Raw genomic sequence first — 20,443 nt, 5'->3', positions numbered from 1 at the left:
AAACAAAAAGGAGGAAATACTTATGTTTAAGAATGCTTTCGGCACACTGCAAAAAGTCGGTAAAGCGTTGATGACCCCTGTGGCACTCCTGCCTGCAGCCGGTATTCTTCTCGCTTTTGGTACAAGTTTTGCACAGGACAGCTTTGTCGACAAAGTTCCATTCTTCGGTACCGACTGGGTGCAGACACTGCTCCAGGTGATGGCTGAAGCTGGTGGAATAGTCTTTGCCAACCTGCCGCTTCTTTTCGCTGTAGGTGTTGCCATTGGTCTTGCTAAAGGCGATGGTGTTGCAGGTCTTGCTGCGATTATCGGTTACTTAATTATGAACGTTGTTATGGGCGTGCTCGGAAATGTCGATGCCGACATGGTCTCTGATCCCGCTTATGCGGAAGTACTCGGTATACCAACGCTCCAGACCGGAGTCTTTGGTGGTATTATCGTCGGTATATTAGCAGCATCGATGTACAACCGGTATTTCAATATAGAACTACCACAATTCCTCGGGTTCTTTGCCGGTAAACGTTTCGTTCCAATTATCACGGCGTTTACGTCCTTGATCCTGGGTGTCATTATGCTTTGGGTATGGCCGTTTGCACAAGCCGGTCTGAATGCTCTTTCCCAGCTGATGCTTGAAGGAAACCAGACCATCTCTGCTTTCTTCTTCGGCCTGATTGAGCGATCCATGATTCCATTTGGTCTGCACCACATTTTCTATTCACCATTCTGGTTTGAATTTGGTTCTTATACCAACGCGGCCGGTGAAATTATCCGTGGTGACCAGACGATTTTCTTTGAACAGCTGAAAGACGGCGTTGATTTTACTGCTGGTACTTTCATGGTCGGTAAATTCCCGTTCATGATGTTCGGTCTTCCAGCAGCAGCGCTTGCCATTTATCACACAGCGAAGCCGGAACGTAAAAAAGTGGTCGGAGGAATCATGGCTTCTGCTGCCTTGACTTCTTTCCTTACAGGGATTACAGAACCGATTGAATTCTCATTCTTGTTCGTAGCACCGATCCTTTTCGCTATTCACGCTGTATTTGCAGGATTCTCCTTCATGATCATGGAGATCCTTGGGGTGAAAATCGGACAGACCTTCTCCGGTGGTCTGATTGACTTTATTCTCTTTGGTGTCCTTCCCAACCGTACAGACTGGTGGTGGGTCATCATCGTCGGACTTGTCTTCTCCGTCATCTACTACTTCGGGTTCCGCTGGGCGATCCTTAAGTTCAACCTGGCTACTCCAGGCCGTGAAGACGAAGCAGAAGATGAAGAAGAGGATGGAGAAGTGGGCGACCTGCCATTTGAAATTCTTGAGGCGATGGGCGGTCAGAAAAACATCGACCACCTGGATGCTTGTATCACAAGACTCCGTGTCTCTGTAAACGATAAAAATGATGTAAACAAAAACCGTCTGAAAAAACTAGGTGCTTCCGGGGTCATGGAAGTTGGAAACAACATCCAGGCTATCTTCGGCCCTGTCTCTGATACACTGCGTGGACAAATGCAGGACATCATTGATGGTAAAACACCACGTTCTAAGGAAGATGTAGCTGAAATTATGAATGAAAAGAAACAGGCAGAAGCCCCTGTGTCTAAAGGCGAGCTTGCGTTTGTCAGCCCGCTGAAAGGGAACATCATGCCGATTACAGAAGTGCCGGATCAGGTCTTCTCTGGTAAAATGATGGGAGACGGTTTTGCCATCGAGCCGGTTGACGGAAAAGTTGTATCACCGATCAATGGTAAAGTGCTGAACGTATTCCCTACAAAACATGCGATCGGTCTTGAAGCTGATAATGGCATGGAAATCCTGCTTCATATCGGAATTGATACGGTAGGATTGAAAGGTGAAGGATTTACAGCTAAAATAGCTGAAGGAGACGAAGTGAAGCAGGGGCAGGCGTTAATGGAAGTCGATCTGGACTTCGTTAAGGAAAACGCTCCGTCTATTGTGACACCGATTATCTTTACAAACCTTCAGGAAGGCCAGAGCGTCAGCCTGAAAGCGTCTGGTGAAGTGAATCATAACCAGCCGGATATTGTAGAAATCACTGAATAAAAAGGAGAATGTATCATGGCACAACAAACAATGAAAATCACATCTGCGGACGGTGTACACGCACGTCCAGCCACAGCACTTGTACAAGTAGCCGGTAAATTTGAATCTGACGTAAACCTTGAGTACAATGGCAAGTCCGTTAACATGAAATCCATCATGGGCGTCATGTCCCTTGGAATTCCAAGCGGGGCTGAAGTAACGTTCTCTGCTGAAGGTGCAGACGAAGAAGAAGCAGTAAACGCCGTTGTGGCAAAAGCAAAAGAAGAAAACCTTGGTGAGTAATTCATAAAAAAGACAGCCTGCCGATCCGGCAGGCTGTCTTTTTATTTTTTAGCTCTGTTAAAGTCTGTTGTTGATATTTTAAACGATTACTAAATCGTCTCCGTCTGGAATTAAGGGTCCGGTCCGTTATTTACTCAGAGCATGGGATGGCAGGGAAAACCGTCCGCTTTTCTCGGGAACGAAGTTTGAGGAGGCTCACGGTACCCCACGGAAAGGGAGTCATTCCCAAGGCCGCCTCATACAAATCCCATGACAGAAAGGGGTGACTTGAGCTCACATGTTAAATAACAACACCAAGCAATAACAAAGCCTATTTTTTAACGGTCAACAAATATTTCGGCGCGGCCGTCATCCTCTTTGTAAATTTGATCTGCTGCGATTTCCGGGCTCTTCATCTTCTCCGGGTGTTTGACGTGGTCCGTCTCCTTCCAGAATGGTGTATTCATCCCGCCCATGTAGACAGCGGTCGCTGTGATGCTTTCTTCTTCCCATTCCTTCTGCAGACTCTCTGTGAAGCCTCTGAGAGCAAATTTACTGGCGCAGTAAATGCTTTCGTTCTTTTTCCCGCGCAGGCCGGCTGTGGAGATGATATTCAAAACACGGCCTTCAGACTGCTGCAGAAGGGAAAGAGCTGCCTGTGTCATAAGGACCGTACCTTTGACGTTGGTTCCCAGCAATTGCTCTATATCGCTCTCAGAGTAGGAGGACAGCTCTCCGAAAATACCGATTCCGGCGTTATTGATCAATACATCGACGTGGTCAATATTTTCTACAGCTGAAGCGATGGAGGAAGGGGTTGTAATATCGCATACGATGATCTCCGCGCTTCCTCCATTCTGTTCAATTTCTCTCTGTACAGCAGCTAAAGGTTCATATTTCCTGCCGCTCAACAATATATGGTTTCCTTCCCTGGCATAGGTATGGGCAAGAGCCCTTCCCAGTCCGGTTCCGGCACCTGTAATCCAAATCTTCAACAATGAAACCAGCCTCCTTGTCCTGTCATATATCCATTGTCCCTAAAGCCTGTTAGAATGTAAAGAAAGGAAAGATAAGGGGGAGAAGGATGGAACGGAGATACAGTGACTATTCAGAGAAAGAATTAAGGGATGAAATCGCACGGCTGACAGAAAAAGCCCAGAAGGCGGAGCAGCTCGGCATGGTCAATGAATACGCTGTTCATGAACGGAAAATCATTATGGCTAAAGCCTATATGATGAATCCGGACGATTTCTCGGCAGGGGAAACCTACGAAATGGACGGGGACTATGTGCACACGTTTTACATCCAATATATGAATGGTATTTTTGCCTGGGGTTACCGGAAGCAGCAGGGGCAGAAGGTGAGCACAGAGGAAGAGGCCCTGCCGATTTCCATGCTCGGCCGTCAAGTGCAGGAATAGAAAGTATGGGGATTTCACACCAGCAATGGTGTTGGCCTTATTGCGTATGTATACCGCTCCGCTTATCGGTGGATGCTTGCCGCAGGCGTCACCACCGAACGCTCCTCGCCATCGTGCACAGGGAGTAGACATATTACAAAAAGGCGCTGGTAAAGGATGCTTTTCCTTTATCAGCGCCTTTTAAATAACAGGTGAAGCCACGCATTCACAGAAACGGTACAGCATCAATTAAAAAAGACTGTCGAGTCATTCTCGACAGCCTGAACCGGGTATATGAGGTACCTGGTTTCTTTAGTTTCTTTTTCTCATTTGAATTTCAGTGATCTGGTTCGCCTGCGTCTGCTCTGTTTCTCCATTGACACGTCGGCTCATGTGCTTGGAGCTTCGATGGGAATGAGAAGCCGGAGCGGCTTTGAAATTACGCTTACCCATGGTAATTCCTCCCTGTGTCGTTGACATCACGGTGTCTCGATCGGGCCGCACGTTCCTGCGGCTTATTGTTGATCGTTCCGTTCGGACGCTTGTTTGAGTATTCACTCTGATCATCCGGTGCGTGGGTCATATGAACATTTGGGAAATTTTTGGCCTTGTTACGCATTCGTCACCCTCCTATGCCTCCGGGAAGAGGCAGGCTTAGTATACCCCGACTGCTGCCTATGATGTGTTATAATAAAGGGTAAACTATGGCAGAGACGGAGTGGTACCATGAATGAAATTTATCAGCGTCTGGCTGAAACCTTATATAAGCAGAACGAACATCTGACAATGGAAGAGGCCCTTACATGGGTCGAGCTTCTGTGGGAGGATTTCGAAACGACACGGGCGAAGGCAGGCCGTGAATACGAAGGAAAGAAAGTGACGGAGCAGATTGTCACGCAATGGATCCAAAATTACGGACCAAGGCTTCATGAGTTCGCGGCCACCAATTCGAAATACAAAAAGATGCTTGAGAAAAAAGGGGATCTGCATTAAAAAAGGAGCCACTTCAAAGTTGGCCACTGAAAAACTCCTTCCTATCAAGAGAAGTGGTTAATGTTGATTCTCACGAATCGCTTGTCGATGGATGTTTGCCGCGGGCACGGGCTCATCGAACTTGGTCAAGAAGATCACTTGACCAAGTGGATCTACGGCTCACGCTGTTCCCGCAGGCGTCACCATCGAACGCTCATCGTGGAATCAACGGTGTCCCATCTGAAAAAGTGTTTTTCTTGTACAATGAGAAGAATACATAAACACACGGATATGGGGCTGCCTCATTTTCGGGCTCGAAGTCATGCGACTCAAGGGGCCATTGCGATTTTTACAACGAATGTGAAACGAATGAAGGAATAGGAAGGACAAGCTTCATGAATATAAAAAAAGCGGATGGCATGGAATACTTTATCCATACCATCCGCTTTTTTAAACTTTACCGTTAACAAATCCTTAGTTTTTCGGTGGCCTCACTTCAAAGAGGCCTTTTTTCTCATTACGACTTTGATTCCATCGGACTGAGTTTATTCTGCAGTTTTTCTTCCGTGAACACCCAGCCGGTATAGGAATTGAGAATCTTCAAGTTGTCTCCGTGCTCATCATCAATCTGCGCAACAGCTACAAAAGGATAGCGTCCGCGCGAGCGGTAGCGCAGATCAATGAAACGGACTTCTGTATACTCGTCAAAGTAGCTTAATTCATAGCGGTAGACGGGTGAGAAGGACAGAAAGGCTTTGATGTTCTGGTCGGTTAATGCTTTTTGAACAACCGGATCATCGTAATCAATCGGTTTATTCACAAATCTGTCCAGAATTTTCAAATGTCCGTTTTCGGCTCTTCCTACGTAATAATGTTCCGGAGTCGTAATAGCAATCCGCCATATGTTCTGCTTGATGGTGGGGGAGGTGGCGATCTGAGTCACTCCGTCCACATTCTCATGAATGAGGCGGACAAGTTCCCTTTTATCGAAATACCGTTTCACGTAATAAATGGCAATAACTCCGTAAATGATCAGCCACATCATTCCGGGTGAAGCCCCAAGGTTCCATGCGACGATCCCGGCGATATGCAGAATGAAAATATAAGGGTCGAAGGTGTTGATGAAGCCATAAGCGACCCAGCGTTTCGAAATCGGACGGTAGGCCTGGGTTCCGTAGGCGTTGAAGATGTCTACGAATACGTGAAGAATGACCGCCAAAAAGCTCCACAGCCACAAATGCAGAAAGTTGACCTCCGGGTTAAATAGGTATATGATGCCGGGGATACTGATTCCCCATAAAAGGACCGCCGGAATGGAGTGGGTAATTCCACGGTGATGGCGGATGTAAACGGCATTGTTTTTCAGTTTCAGAACAGTGTCAATGTCCGGTGCCTGCGACCCGACGAGCGTGCCGATCAGGACAGCATTGAATAAAGCCGGGTCAGAGCTTACGGCTGGGTCAAGCGTAGCGATACCGCCAAGAGCGACGCCCATGACCACATGAGTACCAGTATCCAACGTACAAACCTCCTTTTTGGGTGACGAAAACGTTAAATAAGAAAGGTGTTTCCAGTGAAACCGAAAGAAAGAGTTCCCTTCCTATTGAATCATACCAATGTAAATGCTTTTAGAGATGATCTTATATCCTGGTTTAAAAAAGAGCAGAGAATCCTGCCCTGGCGGGAAAATCAGGATCCATACAGAGTCTGGGTATCAGAAATTATGCTCCAACAGACCCGTGTTGATACGGTTATTCCTTATTTTAACCATTTTATGAGCAGATTCCCAAGCCCGGAAGCCTTAGCCGAAGCCGATGAGCAGGAGGTTTTAAAGGCATGGGAGGGGTTAGGTTACTATTCCCGTGCTCGAAATTTGCAAAACGCTGTCAGAGAAGTTGTCGAATCCTATGACGGCGTAGTACCGAGTGACCCGGATGAACTTGGGAAACTGAAAGGCGTCGGCCCCTATACGAAAGGGGCGATCTTGAGTATAGCTTATGATACACCGGAGCCGGCTGTCGATGGAAATGTGATGCGGGTACTTTCCCGTATTCTTTATGTAGAGGATGATATCAGTAAACAGAGCACAAGAAAGCTGTTTGAAGAACTCGTCCGGCACTTGATCTCCAAAGAGGATCCATCCGCCTTTAATCAGGGGCTGATGGAGCTTGGTGCCCTTATCTGCACACCGAAGACACCGTCCTGTATGCTTTGTCCGGTGCAGGATCACTGCAGCGCCTTTGAAAAAGGAGCTGAAACCGAACTCCCTATTAAAGCGTCGAAGAAAAAACAGAAAAAAATCCCTTACCTGCTGCTTTTAATTGAAAATGACCAAGGTGAGGTATTGATCGAACAGCGTCCTGGAGAAGGGCTTCTGGCCTCGCTGTGGCAGTATCCGATGGTTCCACTGGAAGATGTGGATCAGGAATCCGTACCGGTCTGGATGTACGGGGAATATGGTCTGAAGGTAGAACTTGGGGAAAAAGTGGATCACGTCCGGCATGTGTTTTCCCATTTGATCTGGGAAATGGATGTGGTCAGAGCCGTAGTGAAAAGCGGCCGTCTCGATCATGAGCGGGCGAGGTTTGTCGACCGTGAAGCAATGTTTGATTATCCATTTCCCGTATCCCATCAAAAAGCCCATCCGTATATTAGTCCGTAACTGTATGAGTGCCGCTGGTCCAGGAAGCTTCCTTTGCTTCCAGACCGCCGCGGCGCTCTATTTCTTTGTTGATTTCCCTGAGCAGGGTGACCCCTTCTGCATTCAGATAGGGAGCGGCCTGCGACAGGGACGTATGAAAATACCCCAGCTCTTTTTCTTCCCAATTCTGTTTAGGCTCCATCGTCAATCCAGCTAAATCTCTTCCAACATACATAAAAGAACAGCCTCCTTTTCCTCCTTAATGTATGTACAATTGTCCTGCTCATACAAACAAAATTCGACAAATACACATGTAACAAACCTGTAAAGTAAATGTAACGAAGTGTGGAAAACCTTGGTATCAAAGGGTTCGACTGCCTTTGTTGGTATTTGTAGAAGTTTCGGAGTATTTACAAACAATTGTCTTTTATGAATAATGGGATTTAGGTTATTTGATTGCACAATTATAACAATTCATACATAGGGGAGAGTAAAGAATACATGAATAAGAAAAAATTGGTTACGGCGGTCAGTGGAGCTTTGCTTGGGGCATCTGTTATGGGAACTTCAGTTTTTGCGGATGAATTGCACAAGGTTAAATCCGGGGATACAATCTGGGATTTAAGCAGGCAGTATGACGGATCTGTTTCAGAAATCAAATCATGGAATGGTCTGAATTCCAGCATGATTTACGTTGGTCAGAGTTTGATTGTTGAAAAAGATGCATCATCTTCACAGAAATCAACGTCGTCTTCCAATTCCGGAAGTGGATCCTACACTGTTAAAAGTGGTGATTCCCTTTGGGCGATTGCAGTAAACCACGGCATGTCTGTTTCTAAGTTGAAGAGCATGAACAATATTTCCAGTGATGTTATCCATCCTGGACAGAAGCTTTCTCTATCTGGAAGTTCTTCCAACTCCAGTAAGTCTACTTCTTCCAGCAGCTCAAGCTCTTCTTCATCTAAGTCAACAAGCACGTATACAGTTCAGAGTGGTGATTCCCTATCTGTTATTGCATACAAGTACGGAACATCCGTATCCAGCCTTAAGAGCCTGAACGGCTTGTCCGGTACAACGATTTATGTAGGTCAGAAGTTGAAAGTAAGTGGTGAAGCGTCTACATCATCTTCTTCTTCTTCATCTTCATCCTCTAGTCATACATCTACCACGAGTTCTTCAAGTTCAAACTCTGGATTTGTAGATGGACTGGTTGCAGAAGCTAAAAAGCACATCGGTACACCATATGTATGGGCAGGAAGCACACCATCCGGTTTTGACTGCAGTGGATTCCTTAACTACGTATTCGCACAGGAAGGCGTAAGCATTCCACGTACAGTAGCTACCATTTATGCAGACAGCCGTATGCAGTCTGTCAGTGATTCCCAGCGCCAGGTTGGAGACATTGTCTTCTTTGAAACTTACAAGCCTGGAGCTTCTCACGCAGGAATCTACCTTGGAAACGGCAAGTTCATCCACACAGGTTCTACGAACGGCGTGGAAATCAGCTCCCTTTCCAGCAACTACTGGGGAAGCCGCTACATCGGTACGAAGCGTCTTGCCAACTAATCAAAGCATCAGAAAAGAGCGTCCCATCAAGGGCCGCTCTTTTTTTTGTGAAAAATTTCGGTCGATGAGGAATGAAACAAAGGCTCGCTGTACACAATAATTTTTGCGGAGGTGATACACATGGCTAAGCAACCGAAACAAAACAAAACAGCAGCTGGTACGGATGTTAATCACGTAAAACAACAAAACCAACAAGCTGCTCAAGGGAATTCCCAATACGGCGCTGAGTTTGCCCAGCAAACAGATGCACAGCACGTAATCGAGCAGAACCAAAAATCTCAGGCGAAGAAAAAGTAACCTGAATCTTTGGCAGGTTGGCCGGGCTGTTTGATTAGCCTGTTGCAATCTCCCATGAGAAAGAGCCGTCCCGGCAGCGGGCGGCTCTTTTTTCTATTTCTTCCTATATAATGGCCGCCTTGAATTCTCCACCCGTTTTCCTGAAAAAGATGGGAGCGTCCGGCACACTTTTCAGAGTAATTGTTTTCATTCGCTTTCGTTTGTCGTTATAATAGACAGAAGGTGATACGGTAATGAAAGGGAAGGGGGGATCTTATGCCCGGCCCGGAAGCAGGGAAGCGGATTGAAATACAAAGCTATAAGCATAATGGGCATTTACACCGTGTTTGGGAAAGTACAACGATATTAAAAGGAACGAGGCACGTCATCATTGGTGCCAATGACCGGACGACCGTCACAGAAAGCGACGGCCGCCGCTGGGTGACCAGAGAGCCTGCCATCTGTTACTTCCATTCCAAGTACTGGTTCAACGTCATCGGGATGATTCGGACAGACGGCGTGTACTATTACTGTAATATCAGCTCTCCCTTCATCTATGAGGACGGAACCATCAAGTACATCGATTATGATCTCGATGTGAAGGTGTTTCCGGATATGACGTACAAGATTTTAGATGAGGACGAGTATGAAGTTCATAAGAGAAGAATGAACTATCCTCACGTGCTGGACCGTATTCTGTATAACAATGTAGATATTTTACTTAGATGGATCAGGCAGAGAAAGGGGCCTTTCTCGCCGGAGTTTATTGATCAGTGGTACGAAAGATATTTAACGTATAGATAATGAGTGGATGCGCACTTCTAAGGAGTGCGCTTCTCTTGTTGTTCAGGTGAAAGAAAGCAGGTGATTTTTTGGACAGCATCAAGAGATACTTGAAGTTTGTCAAACCGTATAAAGGAAAAATAATTTTAACCGTTCTTATTGGAATCATTAAATTCTCCATTCCGCTGCTGATGCCGTTGATAACGAAATACGTCATTGATGACATCATTAATGCAGATCAGATGGCCCAGTCGGAAAAAATGGATCAGCTGCTCTGGCTTATGGGCGGAGCGCTCTTCGTTTTCCTCGTCCTGAGACCGCCGGTGGAATACATCCGCCAGTATCTCGCCCAATGGATCGGGAGCCACATCCTCTATGATATCCGTGAAAAGCTGTTCGATCATATCCAGCGTCTTAGTCTGCGGTTTTATTCCAGGACAAAGACAGGAGAGATCATTTCTCGTGTCATTCATGACGTTGAACAGACGAAGACGTTTGTCATAACAGGCTTAATGAACATCTGGCTCGATATGATCACGATTGTTGTTGCGGTTATTATCATGCTGACGATGGACCCATGGCTCACACTTGTAGCTATTGCTCTGTTTCCGTTTTACGGGTTTGCAGTCAAATACTTTTACGCTCGTCTCCGCCAGTTGACGCGCGATCGTTCCCAGGCACTTGCTGAAGTCCAGGGGCATCTGCATGAACGAGTGCAGGGTGTTCCGGTCACTCGAAGCTTTGCTTTGGAAGACCATGAGCAGGCCCAGTTCGGTACGAAAAACAAAAACTTCCTGGATAAGGCGATTACGCACACCAATTGGAATGCGTACACGTATACCGTGACGAACACGATTACAGACCTGGCTCCGCTGCTTGTCATCACATTTGCCGGCTATCAGGTCATTACTGGATCGTTGACGGTCGGTACGATGGTCGCGTTCATTGGCTACATGGACCGTGTGTACAATCCGCTGCGCAGACTTGTGAACTCAGCCACTGTCCTGACCCAGTCGATTGCTTCCATGGACCGTGTCTTTGAATTTGTCGATGAGGAATATGACATTGTCGATGAGCCGGAGGCCAAGAAGCTGGAGCATGTAGAGGGCGATGTCCGCCTGGAGGGCGTTTCCTTCCGTTATGATGAAGAAGATCCACTCGTGCTGAAGGACATCGATCTGCATATCCAAAAAGGAGAAACGATCGCCTTTGTCGGTATGAGTGGAGGCGGTAAGTCTACACTGATCAGCTTGATCCCGAGGTTTTACGACGTGACAGCAGGAAAAATCCTGTTGGATGGCACGGATATCCGAGAGGTTCAGGCTCGTTCGCTCCGTGATAAAATCGGGATGGTGCTGCAGGACAACATTTTGTTCAGTGAATCCATTGCGATGAATATCCGGATGGGGAACCCTGATGCGACAGATGAGGAAATGATTGAAGCTGCCAAAGCCGCTAATGCTCATGACTTCATTATGGATCTTCCAAATGGTTACGATACCCTCGTCGGTGAACGTGGAGTGAAGCTTTCAGGTGGACAGAAGCAGCGTGTGGCCATTGCGCGTGTCTTTTTGAAAAACCCGCCTTTGTTAGTGCTCGATGAAGCGACGAGTGCGCTTGATCTGGAAAGTGAGCATCTCATCCAAGGGGCACTGGAGCGTCTCGCATCATCGCGGACGACATTCATCGTTGCCCACCGCTTATCGACAATCACGCATGCGGATCGGATTGTGCTCATTGAGAACGGAGAAATCGTTGAAGTCGGTCCCCACCACGAGTTAATGAGGAAAAAAGGTCATTATTATGATCTTTATCAGGTTCAGGAGCTGGATGAGCCGGCCACCTCTTCCCATACGTAAAAAAAAGGCGTCCGCATGTGCGGATGCCTTTTTTGTGTTTTAAGAAAAAGTGTATGGCCTCAACTGACTTGGTCCGTGCTGTACCCGCAGGCGTAACCTCCCAATGGATGTGTCTAAGAACATCATTTTCTCTTAAAAACCGCTGGAGAATGTCCTTTTTTAGTGAAATTGACGAAAAAAGACTGCCGGAAATCTTCCCGGCAGTCTAAAGCCCGCGTGTGCGATGCTTTTTTTATTTGTCTGATGTCTGGATGAAGTCACCCTGATGATGGTTCTGGTAACTTTTCAACAGCCTCTTCAACCGTTCAAGCTGATAATGGTATTCCATCAGCTGGGAGGCGAGGGGAAGGAAAACGAGCTTATCGGGATTGTTGCTTTCTTCATACACATGCATCAGCCGCTCGACCAATAAAGGAATATCCGGTTCCTCGATCCGCCTCAGAGACTGCTTGTGCGTTCGTTTTATTCTTCCTTTCAAGCTCAACACCAGTTTCTCGTGGGCGTTGATCAGCTTATCCAGTTCCTGAACGACAGCATCCTGGAAATCCTCCGGAATCTGCTCGATCTTATGGTCCAGCCTGTAGAAGGCCTTCAGGACATCAAAAGATTTTTTCGTCGTCGTAATCAGCTGACGGAAGAGCACCATTTTCCTTCCTTTGGAAAATCGGCTGCCCTTGAAGTAGGTCCGTTCCTCTGAATACAGCAGGTACGTGTGATCTACCCAGCGCATGTCATCCTGAATCCTCGTAATTTCATATTTTAAAGCGGGCTCGTCCGACAACTGTCTCGTTGTTACGCGGAGCCACTGCAGAATATCATTGGTGGCACTGTCGATCTTCGTGAACAACCGTGTCTCATACCTTGGAGGCAGGAAGACGAGATTCACGATGAAAGCGGCCAGAATACCGAGAATCATGGATGAGAGTCGTGAGCCGGCGAAGTAAAGAAAGGTCTGGTCGGTGGCATCCATCAAAGCGATGACTGCTACGACCGCAAGAGATATCGTATTTTCGTTCATCTTCATCGTCGATGTGACTCCGATGACGAGGATAATCGCAAAGCCGACGACAAAAGGATCATTACCGAGGGTGAATACGGCAACGATGGCAATCATGGCCCCGATGATGTTCCCCTGCAGTTGTTCAATAATCGACTGATAGGAACGGTAAATCGAAGGCTGAATGGAAAAAACAACAGCAATGGCAGCGAGTAATGGGGAGATGAAGCCGATCAGGTGTCCGAAATAAAGAGCTATTCCGACCGCCAGACCTGTCTTCATCATCCGTGCGCCCAATTTCATACAAGCATCATCCTTTTTACATGAAACCTCCTCGATAAAGGAGGACTGCCATCATTATACATGATAATAGGGTAGGAAGAACAAAAGAAAAAGGCTTATGCGTGAAATCAGCATAAGCCCAAGGGGAACCAGTCCCAAGAGCTGGTTCCTATGAAAAGGGAAAGAAATGAAACAAAGATCATAATTCGTGGGAATATTCAGAATTATAAATATATAATAGCATGGAATACCGGGTTAGGCAACTCCCTTTCCAGAAAAAATCCCCTTCTTATATAGGAAGAAGGGGATGGTGTTTATTCAGCGGCCATAATTTTGAATGTCTTCTCAACCGCTTCGAGTGTCCGGTCGATATCTTCGTCCGTATGAGCGGTCGTTAAGAACCAGGCTTCATATTTAGATGGAGCGAGGTTGATGCCCTCGGCTAGCATCAGTTTGAAGAAACGGGCAAACCGTTCTCCATTTGTGTTTTCCGCCTGCTCGTAGTTTTCTACCTTTTCATCTGTAAAGTAAACCGTTAAGGCTCCTTTAAGGCGGTTGATCTGAATCTGTACGCCTGCCTGTTCCGCGTGCCGGAGGATGCCTTCTTCGAGTTTTTGACCGAGACGGTCCATCTCGTCGTACACACCTTCCTGTTGAAGGATTTCCAGACAGGCGATTCCTGCTGACATGGAAGCTGGGTTACCAGCCATTGTTCCTGCCTGATAGGCCGGTCCGAGCGGTGCGACCTGCTCCATAATATCGGCTCGTCCGCCGTAGGCACCAATCGGAAGCCCGCCGCCGATGATTTTACCCATCGCGGTCATGTCCGGTTCGATGTTCAACAACTGCTGGGCGCTTCCGTATGTAAAGCGGAAGGCCGTGATGACTTCATCATAAATGACAAGCGCACCTGCTTCATGGGTCAGCTCATTCACAGCTTCCAGGAAACCAGGCTTTGGCTCAACAATTCCGAAGTTGCCGACGATCGGTTCAACAAGAACCCCTGCAATTTCATCGCCGTACTTGCGGAGTGCTTCCTTGAACGGTTCAATATCGTTGAATGGAACGGTAATGACATCCTGGGCGATCGATGCCGGTACTCCTGCAGAATCCGGTGTGCCAAGTGTGGAAGGTCCGGATCCAGCGGCGACGAGGACAAGGTCGGAGTGACCGTGGTAACAGCCGGCGAATTTAATGATTTTATTCCGGCCGGTGTATGCCCGCGCGACACGGATCGTCGTCATGACCGCTTCCGTTCCGGAGTTTACAAACCGGACTTTATCAAGGGAAGGGATGGCATCTTTCAACATTTTAGCAAACCGATTTTCGAGAACCGTCGGTGTGCCGTACAGGACGCCGTTCTGTGCTGCCTTCGTAATCGCCTCCGTAATATGCGGGTGGGCATGTCCGGTGATGATCGGCCCGTAGGCACCAAGGTAATCGATGTATTCGTTGCCGTCGACATCATAGAAACGGGAGCCTTCCGCTTTGTCCATATAGACCGGTGTCCCACCTCCGACACCTTTATAGGCGCGTGAAGGAGAGTTCACCCCGCCGACGATGTGCTCTTCGGCTTCTTTATATAATTGTTCTGAACGTGGAATGTTCATGCTATACCTCCTAACAACTGTTTCACTTTCTCATTGTAGCATGTTTGTCCATGTCACAAGATAGAAAAGGACCGCCCTGTCTCAGCAGGCCGGTCTTTCTCTGTGTTTCATCACTAACGTATGCAACTGTCCGGTCGAACCCATGAGGAATATACACTGGTTTATGGTCATCCCATCAGTTGATGTTCATCTTAGTATACGAACGCTGCACCAACGATAATTAGAAGGATGAAAAGAACAACGATCAGCGCAAAGCCTCCGCCATATCCGTAACCCATTACAATTCCCCCTTTCCATGGTTTACAGTATCTTATGCCTTCCCCTGAAAAACGGGCTGTGCATCCGCCCGTTTTTTCGGCAAATATCTTCGTGGGGTAGAGGCATATCCAACTCGAAAAAGACATAAGAAAAAGTAAAGCCTGTCACCCATCTTCACCTGGATGATAAGAAGGAGCACGCTATGATTACGATTATCGTCAGCATCCTTTTACTGCTTCTGATGGGGGCGAGTCTCCGGCAGATCTTTCACTCCCTGGAAATCGAGCACAAGATTTTTTCGAGTCAGCTGTTCATTGCCGTGATGCTTCTGTACACCATCGTGATGATTGGCTTCGGCCTCATTTATACGGTGCTGATTCTGGAGGGGGTGGATGTATACCGGACAGGCATCCCTTACAGACGGGTATCATGGATCGAAGAATTCATACGTAGTATCTATTTCAGCGGTGTCACATTATTTACCGTCGGCTATGGAGATATGCTGCCTGTAGGGGTGGGGAAGTGGCTGGCGATTCTAGAGGCTATGATCGGTTACACCCTTCCCGCAGCTCTTGCTGCAAAAGTATGGCAGAGTAACAAAAAAAGAGACTGAGATTGGAAGTTTCCTTCTGAGTAAGGTACCCTAGAGGATAGATATCTTTAAGGAGGGTGCTCATATGTCTATAGAAAAAGGAAAGCAAGTCGAAGATTTCACACTGCCGGCAAGTAACGGGGAATCCGTTTCTTTGTCTGATTACAAAGGAAAGAACGTCGTCCTGTACTTTTATCCGAAAGATATGACGCCGGGGTGCACGACAGAAGCGTGTGACTTCCGTGATCATCATGAAAGTTTCGAGGATCTGGACGCGGTTATTCTTGGTGTCAGCCCGGACCCGGTTGATTCTCATGAGAAATTCATTAACAAGCATGACCTTCCGTTTATGCTTCTTGCAGATGAAGACCACAAGGTTTCCGAGGAGTTTGGCGTATGGAAGCTGAAGAAAAACTTCGGCAAGGAGTATTACGGCATCGAGCGCTCCACTTTCATCATTGATAAAGAGGGAAACCTTGCTGAGGAGTTCCGCAAAGTGAAAGTAGAGGGCCACGTGGAAGCGGCTCTTCAATACATTCGTGAAAACCTTCAATAAGAACAGCTTGAAACCATAGTCCACAGGTGACTATGGTTTCTTTATAAGCTAAGATAAAGAAAAAGAGGATGGAGGGGACACGATGAAGATTGTTTCAGCTATTAAAAGGGTTCCAGAATCAATCCGGATTCATTTGAGCCGTCGTTTTGACGGGGTGGATTTCGTTTTCTGTCACGGGATGCATGAGGCGCAGCATTATTTAGCAGAAGCCGATGTGTTCATTACATACGGGGAGGATCTGGATGAAGAAAAAATCCAGGTGGCCAAGAAATTGAAATGGATCATGGTCTTGTCAGCAGGCATGGATCGGATGCCTTTTGACGAAATCAAAAAGCGCGGTATCCTTGTGACCAACGTCCGGGGCATTCATGCCAAGCCGATGGCGGAGTACGCGATATCCATGCTGCTGCAGGTGTCAAGAAAAGCCAAGACGTTGATGAAGCAGGAACAGAAGCGGGAATGGAGCCGGAGGGCTGAAATGAATGAAATCAGCGAACGCACGATGGTGCTGCTCGGCACAGGGGCCATCGCCCAGGAAACGGCCCGTCTCGCCGGAGCTTTCGGGATGACAACGATCGGCTTGTCCAAATCCGGACGGCCGAAGGAGCATTTTGACCAGGTGTACCCGATTTCCGACATCCACCTTGTCCTTCCGAAAGCTGATTTTGTGGTTGCTGTTCTGCCGAGCACCGAAGAGACGAGGGGCATGCTGACTTACGCCCATTTTGCTGCTATGCCCGATCATGCGGTCTTTTTGAACATGGGAAGAGGAGATCTTGTTCCGGCTGACGTCATTATGGATGCTGTAACCACCGATGAAATCGCTCATGCCGTGCTTGATGTGTTTGAAGAAGAGCCACTTCCAGAGGCTCATCCATTCTGGGGAGAGGAAAATGTGACGGTCACGCCGCATATCTCAGGCATTTCTCCTCATTATGTGCCGCGCGGCTTTGCCATTTTTGAAGAAAACCTTGAGGTGTTCCTGAACGGAGACGGTGAGTTGAGAAATATTATTGATCCAGAACGGGGGTATTGAGATGCGTATTTATACAAGATCCGGTGATAAGGGGCAGACCTCCTTGATTTACGGCCAGCGTGTCGCGAAGAATGATGTAAGAGTGGAGGCCTACGGAACGTGTGATGAGGCTAACTCAACCATAGGCGTTGCGCTCAGTCATCTAAGGAAGGAAGACTGGACGAATAAGGCAGCTTTCATGCAGACCATGGAGAAAATCCAGACGATTCTCTTTCATGTTGGGGCGGAGCTTGCTACACCCAAGGGGAAGGATGTCACTTGGAAGCTGAAGCAGGAGCATATTGAAGACCTTGAACAGCAGATTGATACGTGGGACCAGGAACTTGACCCGTTGAAGAATTTCATACTACCATCAGGGCATGAAGCGTCAGCCGCCCTCCATCTGTCCCGTACCGTTGTGCGCAGAGCAGAACGACTGGCCGTTACGCTGGAGGATGAACTGAACAACCCGCTAGTTGTGTCCTATCTGAACCGCTTATCGGATTTCCTGTTTGTTGCGGCCAGATATGTGAATAAGAAGCTGAGCGGAAAAGAAACACCCCTCCATCCCGATGTGTAATCCAACGTGGAATGCGGGCTTCCATATTGACAACCGGTTTACGGAAAGGTTACACTAATTGTAAGCATTCTAATGTAATAATTTTATAAATCAAGAATCATTTTATGAAAGCGAGGTGCATGACCGTGTCTGATCATCGACTCCAGGATGCGATTGATACATTGAAATCATCCGGCGTCCGAATCACTCCACAGCGTCATGCGGTGCTTGAATTCCTGCTTAATGCAATGACCCACCCTACAGCTGATGAAATATACAAAGCGCTGGAAAGTAAATTCCCAAACATGAGTGTGGCCACTGTTTATAACAACCTGCGCGTGTTCAAGGATATCGGATTGGTCCGGGAGCTTACTTATGGAGACTCCTCAAGCCGGTTCGACTGTAATACGAGTGACCACTACCATGCGATCTGCAACAACTGCGGAAAAATCGTGGATTTCCACTATCCAAGCCTTAACGAAGTTGAATCATTAGCTGAACAGGTGACGGGATTTGACGTAAGCCATCATCGTATGGAAGTCTATGGAACGTGTTCCAAATGTCAATCAGAAATGGCCCACTAAACTGAAAGCCCTGCGCTTTCAGTTTTTTTATGGCATTTTTTATGAATGGATACAAAAAAAGACCCGTGGATAACGGGTCCGGACGGCTCAGGACTGTGTAGGAGCCTTTTCGTTTCGGTATTTCTTCTTATTGTACTTCTCATCGAAATCTTTACCTTCCAGGGACTTGTCCATCGTCAGCGGCTGATCACAATGCATGCAGGCGTCGACCCGTCCGAGCATCTTGGTCGGTTTCTCGCATGAAGGACAGATGATCTGGATGGTCCTGGTGGAGAGCATGCCGATCCAGAAGTAAACGACGGTGCTTAGTCCGACAAAGCCCATCCCTAAAATCATGAACGTTGCCATAAGCCAGACGATGTCCTTGAACAACAGGCCGATGTACATGACTCCGATACCGAGAAAAATCAGCCAGAAAGCAAAAGAACGGATCTTGTTGATTTTACTGCTGTATTTTAACGCCACTAAGGCTCCCTCCTTACTTATCTACCACGTAGTATAGCATATTTTTCTAGGAACAAATACAATACGGAAAAAGGATTTTGACGCATCGTAGCGAATTAACACAGGAAAGGGAAATTGAATATGGGGGAAAGACAATGGAAGATTTATTACGCCCGATTTATCAGGAAAGAGCCAGCCAGAGCAGTACCCTGGGGATCCTGATCCTGGAAAAGAACAAACCAATCAGTCCGGTCACGGATAACTTTGATGTGATTCTCTTCATTATCGTACGGGATGCAGAAGAGCTGTGGTATGTGAAGCACTATGAATTTGAGAACAAATCAGCAGCAATGCATATTGTGGATGAAACCCTCCTCCATCACTGGATTGACACCAGCTCCTACCGGCGGGCGGTGGAATGGGTGATTAATGGAAGCATCATCTTTGAAAGAAATGAATATGTGACTTTAATGAAAGAGCACCTTCGCGAGTTTCCTCAAAAGAACCGCAGCCTGAAGAAAGCGATAGAATTCGCCAAACTGATACGCAGTTACAGTGAATCCAAGGATCTTTATGATTCTGAACAATATTTGGATTCCTACAGCAGAATGGTGAGCTCGCTCCATTATTTAGCCCGGTTGTCCATTATAGAGAAAGGTTTTCATCCGGAAGTCACCGTATGGAATCAGGTGAAACGGATTGAGCCTGAAATCTATAAACTCTATCAGGAGTTAATTGAGAGTGGGGAGCCGACGGAAAAACGGATCCAGCTAATGATTCTGGCCGTTGAACATTCCATCAGCAAGCGAGCCCGTTCCAGCGCCCGGCATTTGTTGGAGTTGATGAACGACAGGGAAGAGCCGTGGTCGTTCGGCGAATTGAAAGTCCATCCGGAAATTCAGGAATATATACTGGATCTATCCTCGATGATCGAGTATCTCGTTGAGCACGGAGCCATCGAGGTGATCCCCCAGGAAACGAAGGGACCGCAGATTTTCCACCGCACCTATAAGCCTGTAGAATAACCCGACCATTTATAGTTGAATGTCCTCTTCCATCGATTTATTAAAGGAAGAGGACTTTTTTAATAAAAACCATTGACCGTTCTTAAACAGGCGTGCTATATTATTAAACGTCGCATTAAGAGCGGCTCAGCGGAGCAAGAGACGCCGTGAAAAAACAGCAAAAAAGTTATTGACTTCAATAACGTTGCGTGATAAATTATTACTTGTCGCTTTAAGAGAGCGGCATGGTGCTGAAAAGCACTAAAACAAATCACGAAAAAAGTTGTTGACACTAACAACTTCCCGTGATAATCTAGTATTTGTCGCCAAAAACGAAAACGAAACGCTTTCTCAACTTAATGAAAAAAGTTGTTGACATGAAAAACGACACATGTTAAGATGATTGAGTCGCTGTTTTCAAACGGCTGACAACATTTGATCTTTGAAAACTGAACGAACCAACCAGTACGTCAAAACATTTCTTCTTTAATGAAGAAATTTGAAACAAAGCACATTCGGTGTGCAAATGAGCAAGTCAAACTACTTTTATGGAGAGTTTGATCCTGGCTCAGGACGAACGCTGGCGGCGTGCCTAATACATGCAAGTCGAGCGCGGGAAGCGAGTGGATCCCTTCGGGGTGAAGCTCGTGGAACGAGCGGCGGACGGGTGAGTAACACGTGGGCAACCTGCCTGTAAGATCGGAATAACCCCGGGAAACCGGGGCT

25 protein-coding genes and 1 rRNA gene are annotated in these 20,443 nt (G+C 47.1%); 17 read left to right on the top strand and 9 right to left on the bottom strand.

What is annotated here, in order from left to right; translation table 11 throughout:
* Positions 1-22: 22 nt before the first annotated feature.
* Both ptsG and H615_RS0115890 read left to right on the top strand, forming a co-directional pair.
* On the top strand, positions 23-2,059 hold the full coding sequence (ptsG, locus tag H615_RS0115895; protein WP_027956068.1) for a glucose-specific PTS transporter subunit IIBC: 2,037 nt from the start codon (positions 23-25) through the stop codon (positions 2,057-2,059).
* Between the two features lie 15 nt (positions 2,060-2,074).
* Positions 2,075-2,341 carry a phosphocarrier protein HPr gene (locus H615_RS0115890; RefSeq protein ID WP_027956067.1) on the top strand — a complete coding sequence of 89 codons (267 nt, stop codon included), beginning with the start codon at positions 2,075-2,077 and terminating at the stop codon, positions 2,339-2,341.
* A 317-nt stretch (positions 2,342-2,658) separates the two neighbouring features.
* On the opposite strand, the gene H615_RS0115885 is transcribed toward H615_RS0115890, so the two are convergent.
* Entirely contained in the window at positions 2,659-3,318 is a 660-nt protein-coding gene (locus H615_RS0115885) for an SDR family NAD(P)-dependent oxidoreductase (RefSeq protein ID WP_027956066.1), read from the bottom strand.
* An 86-nt stretch (positions 3,319-3,404) separates the two neighbouring features.
* Between H615_RS0115885 and H615_RS0115880 the strand changes: the two genes are divergently transcribed.
* A complete protein-coding gene (locus H615_RS0115880) occupies positions 3,405-3,740 on the top strand; it encodes a YfhH family protein (protein ID WP_027956065.1) in 336 nt (111 codons plus the stop codon).
* A gap of 291 nt (positions 3,741-4,031) precedes the next feature.
* On the opposite strand, the gene H615_RS22595 is transcribed toward H615_RS0115880, so the two are convergent.
* The gene (locus H615_RS22595; protein ID WP_160838703.1) at positions 4,032-4,172 is read right to left on the bottom strand and encodes a YpzG family protein; all 141 of its coding nucleotides are present in this window, start codon (positions 4,170-4,172) and stop codon (positions 4,032-4,034) included.
* The gene (gene sspK / locus H615_RS22145; protein WP_084163184.1) at positions 4,165-4,338 is read right to left on the bottom strand and encodes a small acid-soluble spore protein K; all 174 of its coding nucleotides are present in this window, start codon (positions 4,336-4,338) and stop codon (positions 4,165-4,167) included. The genes H615_RS22595 and sspK overlap by 8 nt, the downstream gene beginning before the upstream one ends.
* 107 nt (positions 4,339-4,445) lie before the next feature.
* On the opposite strand from sspK, the gene H615_RS0115865 reads away from it, so the two are divergent.
* Together H615_RS0115865 and H615_RS22380 are read left to right on the top strand one after the other, a co-directional pair.
* Complete coding sequence (locus tag H615_RS0115865; protein ID WP_027956064.1) at positions 4,446-4,712, top strand: YfhJ family protein; 267 nt, start codon at positions 4,446-4,448, stop codon at positions 4,710-4,712.
* A gap of 60 nt (positions 4,713-4,772) precedes the next feature.
* On the top strand, positions 4,773-5,072 hold the full coding sequence (locus H615_RS22380; RefSeq protein ID WP_156896508.1) for a hypothetical protein: 300 nt from the start codon (positions 4,773-4,775) through the stop codon (positions 5,070-5,072).
* 136 nt (positions 5,073-5,208) lie between these two features.
* Here H615_RS22380 and H615_RS0115860 read toward each other — a convergent pair whose 3' ends face one another.
* The gene (locus H615_RS0115860) at positions 5,209-6,210 is read right to left on the bottom strand and encodes a metal-dependent hydrolase (RefSeq protein ID WP_027956063.1); all 1,002 of its coding nucleotides are present in this window, start codon (positions 6,208-6,210) and stop codon (positions 5,209-5,211) included.
* Between the two features lie 54 nt (positions 6,211-6,264).
* On the opposite strand from H615_RS0115860, the gene mutY reads away from it, so the two are divergent.
* Entirely contained in the window at positions 6,265-7,353 is a 1,089-nt protein-coding gene (mutY, locus tag H615_RS0115855) for an A/G-specific adenine glycosylase (protein ID WP_027956062.1), read from the top strand.
* Here mutY and H615_RS0115850 read toward each other — a convergent pair.
* Positions 7,343-7,567: a hypothetical protein gene (locus H615_RS0115850; RefSeq protein ID WP_027956061.1), complete on the bottom strand. Its 225-nt coding sequence runs from the start codon at positions 7,565-7,567 to the stop codon at positions 7,343-7,345. The two genes, mutY and H615_RS0115850, sit on opposite strands and share 11 nt — an antisense overlap.
* Before the next feature lie 266 nt (positions 7,568-7,833).
* On the opposite strand from H615_RS0115850, the gene H615_RS0115845 reads away from it, so the two are divergent.
* From H615_RS0115845 to H615_RS0115830, 4 genes are all read left to right on the top strand, one after another.
* Positions 7,834-8,898 (top strand): C40 family peptidase, encoded by a 1,065-nt coding sequence (locus H615_RS0115845; protein ID WP_027956060.1) that lies wholly within the window; start codon positions 7,834-7,836, stop codon positions 8,896-8,898.
* 120 nt (positions 8,899-9,018) lie between these two features.
* The gene (locus H615_RS0115840) at positions 9,019-9,195 is read left to right on the top strand and encodes a gamma-type small acid-soluble spore protein (protein ID WP_027956059.1); all 177 of its coding nucleotides are present in this window, start codon (positions 9,019-9,021) and stop codon (positions 9,193-9,195) included.
* Positions 9,196-9,450: 255 nt separating this feature from the next.
* Positions 9,451-9,978, top strand: coding sequence for a nucleoside tri-diphosphate phosphatase (gene ntdP, locus H615_RS0115835; RefSeq protein WP_027956058.1), 528 nt, complete (start codon positions 9,451-9,453; stop codon positions 9,976-9,978).
* Positions 9,979-10,046: 68 nt separating this feature from the next.
* The gene (locus tag H615_RS0115830; RefSeq protein WP_027956057.1) at positions 10,047-11,816 is read left to right on the top strand and encodes an ABC transporter ATP-binding protein; all 1,770 of its coding nucleotides are present in this window, start codon (positions 10,047-10,049) and stop codon (positions 11,814-11,816) included.
* Positions 11,817-12,048: 232 nt separating this feature from the next.
* Here the strand turns inward: H615_RS0115830 and H615_RS0115825 are convergent, their stop codons facing one another.
* From H615_RS0115825 to H615_RS22140, 3 genes are all read right to left on the bottom strand, one after another.
* A complete protein-coding gene (locus H615_RS0115825; protein WP_027956056.1) occupies positions 12,049-13,116 on the bottom strand; it encodes an FUSC family protein in 1,068 nt (355 codons plus the stop codon).
* 293 nt (positions 13,117-13,409) lie between these two features.
* On the bottom strand, positions 13,410-14,705 hold the full coding sequence (locus tag H615_RS0115820) for a glutamate-1-semialdehyde 2,1-aminomutase (protein WP_027956055.1): 1,296 nt from the start codon (positions 14,703-14,705) through the stop codon (positions 13,410-13,412).
* A gap of 191 nt (positions 14,706-14,896) precedes the next feature.
* Entirely contained in the window at positions 14,897-14,983 is an 87-nt protein-coding gene (locus tag H615_RS22140) for a YjcZ family sporulation protein (protein ID WP_079478425.1), read from the bottom strand.
* 182 nt (positions 14,984-15,165) lie between these two features.
* On the opposite strand from H615_RS22140, the gene H615_RS0115810 reads away from it, so the two are divergent.
* The 5 genes from H615_RS0115810 (at position 15,166) to perR (ending at position 18,269) form a co-directional block, all read left to right on the top strand.
* Positions 15,166-15,576 (top strand): potassium channel family protein, encoded by a 411-nt coding sequence (locus H615_RS0115810; protein ID WP_027956054.1) that lies wholly within the window; start codon positions 15,166-15,168, stop codon positions 15,574-15,576.
* A gap of 64 nt (positions 15,577-15,640) precedes the next feature.
* The gene (gene bcp / locus H615_RS0115805) at positions 15,641-16,111 is read left to right on the top strand and encodes a thioredoxin-dependent thiol peroxidase (protein WP_027956053.1); all 471 of its coding nucleotides are present in this window, start codon (positions 15,641-15,643) and stop codon (positions 16,109-16,111) included.
* 82 nt (positions 16,112-16,193) lie between these two features.
* Positions 16,194-17,147 (top strand): D-2-hydroxyacid dehydrogenase, encoded by a 954-nt coding sequence (locus tag H615_RS0115800; RefSeq protein ID WP_027956052.1) that lies wholly within the window; start codon positions 16,194-16,196, stop codon positions 17,145-17,147.
* Between the two features lies 1 nt (position 17,148).
* The gene (locus tag H615_RS0115795; RefSeq protein WP_027956051.1) at positions 17,149-17,706 is read left to right on the top strand and encodes a cob(I)yrinic acid a,c-diamide adenosyltransferase; all 558 of its coding nucleotides are present in this window, start codon (positions 17,149-17,151) and stop codon (positions 17,704-17,706) included.
* 119 nt (positions 17,707-17,825) lie between these two features.
* The gene (perR, locus tag H615_RS0115790; protein ID WP_035532548.1) at positions 17,826-18,269 is read left to right on the top strand and encodes a peroxide-responsive transcriptional repressor PerR; all 444 of its coding nucleotides are present in this window, start codon (positions 17,826-17,828) and stop codon (positions 18,267-18,269) included.
* 87 nt (positions 18,270-18,356) lie between these two features.
* On the opposite strand, the gene H615_RS0115785 is transcribed toward perR, so the two are convergent.
* Positions 18,357-18,734 carry a YgzB family protein gene (locus H615_RS0115785; protein ID WP_027956049.1) on the bottom strand — a complete coding sequence of 126 codons (378 nt, stop codon included), beginning with the start codon at positions 18,732-18,734 and terminating at the stop codon, positions 18,357-18,359.
* 134 nt (positions 18,735-18,868) lie between these two features.
* Between H615_RS0115785 and H615_RS0115780 the strand changes: the two genes are divergently transcribed.
* Complete coding sequence (locus H615_RS0115780; RefSeq protein WP_027956048.1) at positions 18,869-19,738, top strand: nucleotidyltransferase-like protein; 870 nt, start codon at positions 18,869-18,871, stop codon at positions 19,736-19,738.
* Between the two features lie 524 nt (positions 19,739-20,262).
* Positions 20,263-20,443 (top strand): 16S ribosomal RNA (locus H615_RS0115775); the annotation flags it as partial.

The sequence above is a fragment of the Halobacillus kuroshimensis DSM 18393 genome (assembly GCF_000425705.1).
Classification (GTDB): Bacteria; Bacillota; Bacilli; order Bacillales; family Halobacillaceae; genus Halobacillus; species Halobacillus kuroshimensis.
This window is presented reverse-complemented; position numbering and strand designations above follow the sequence as displayed.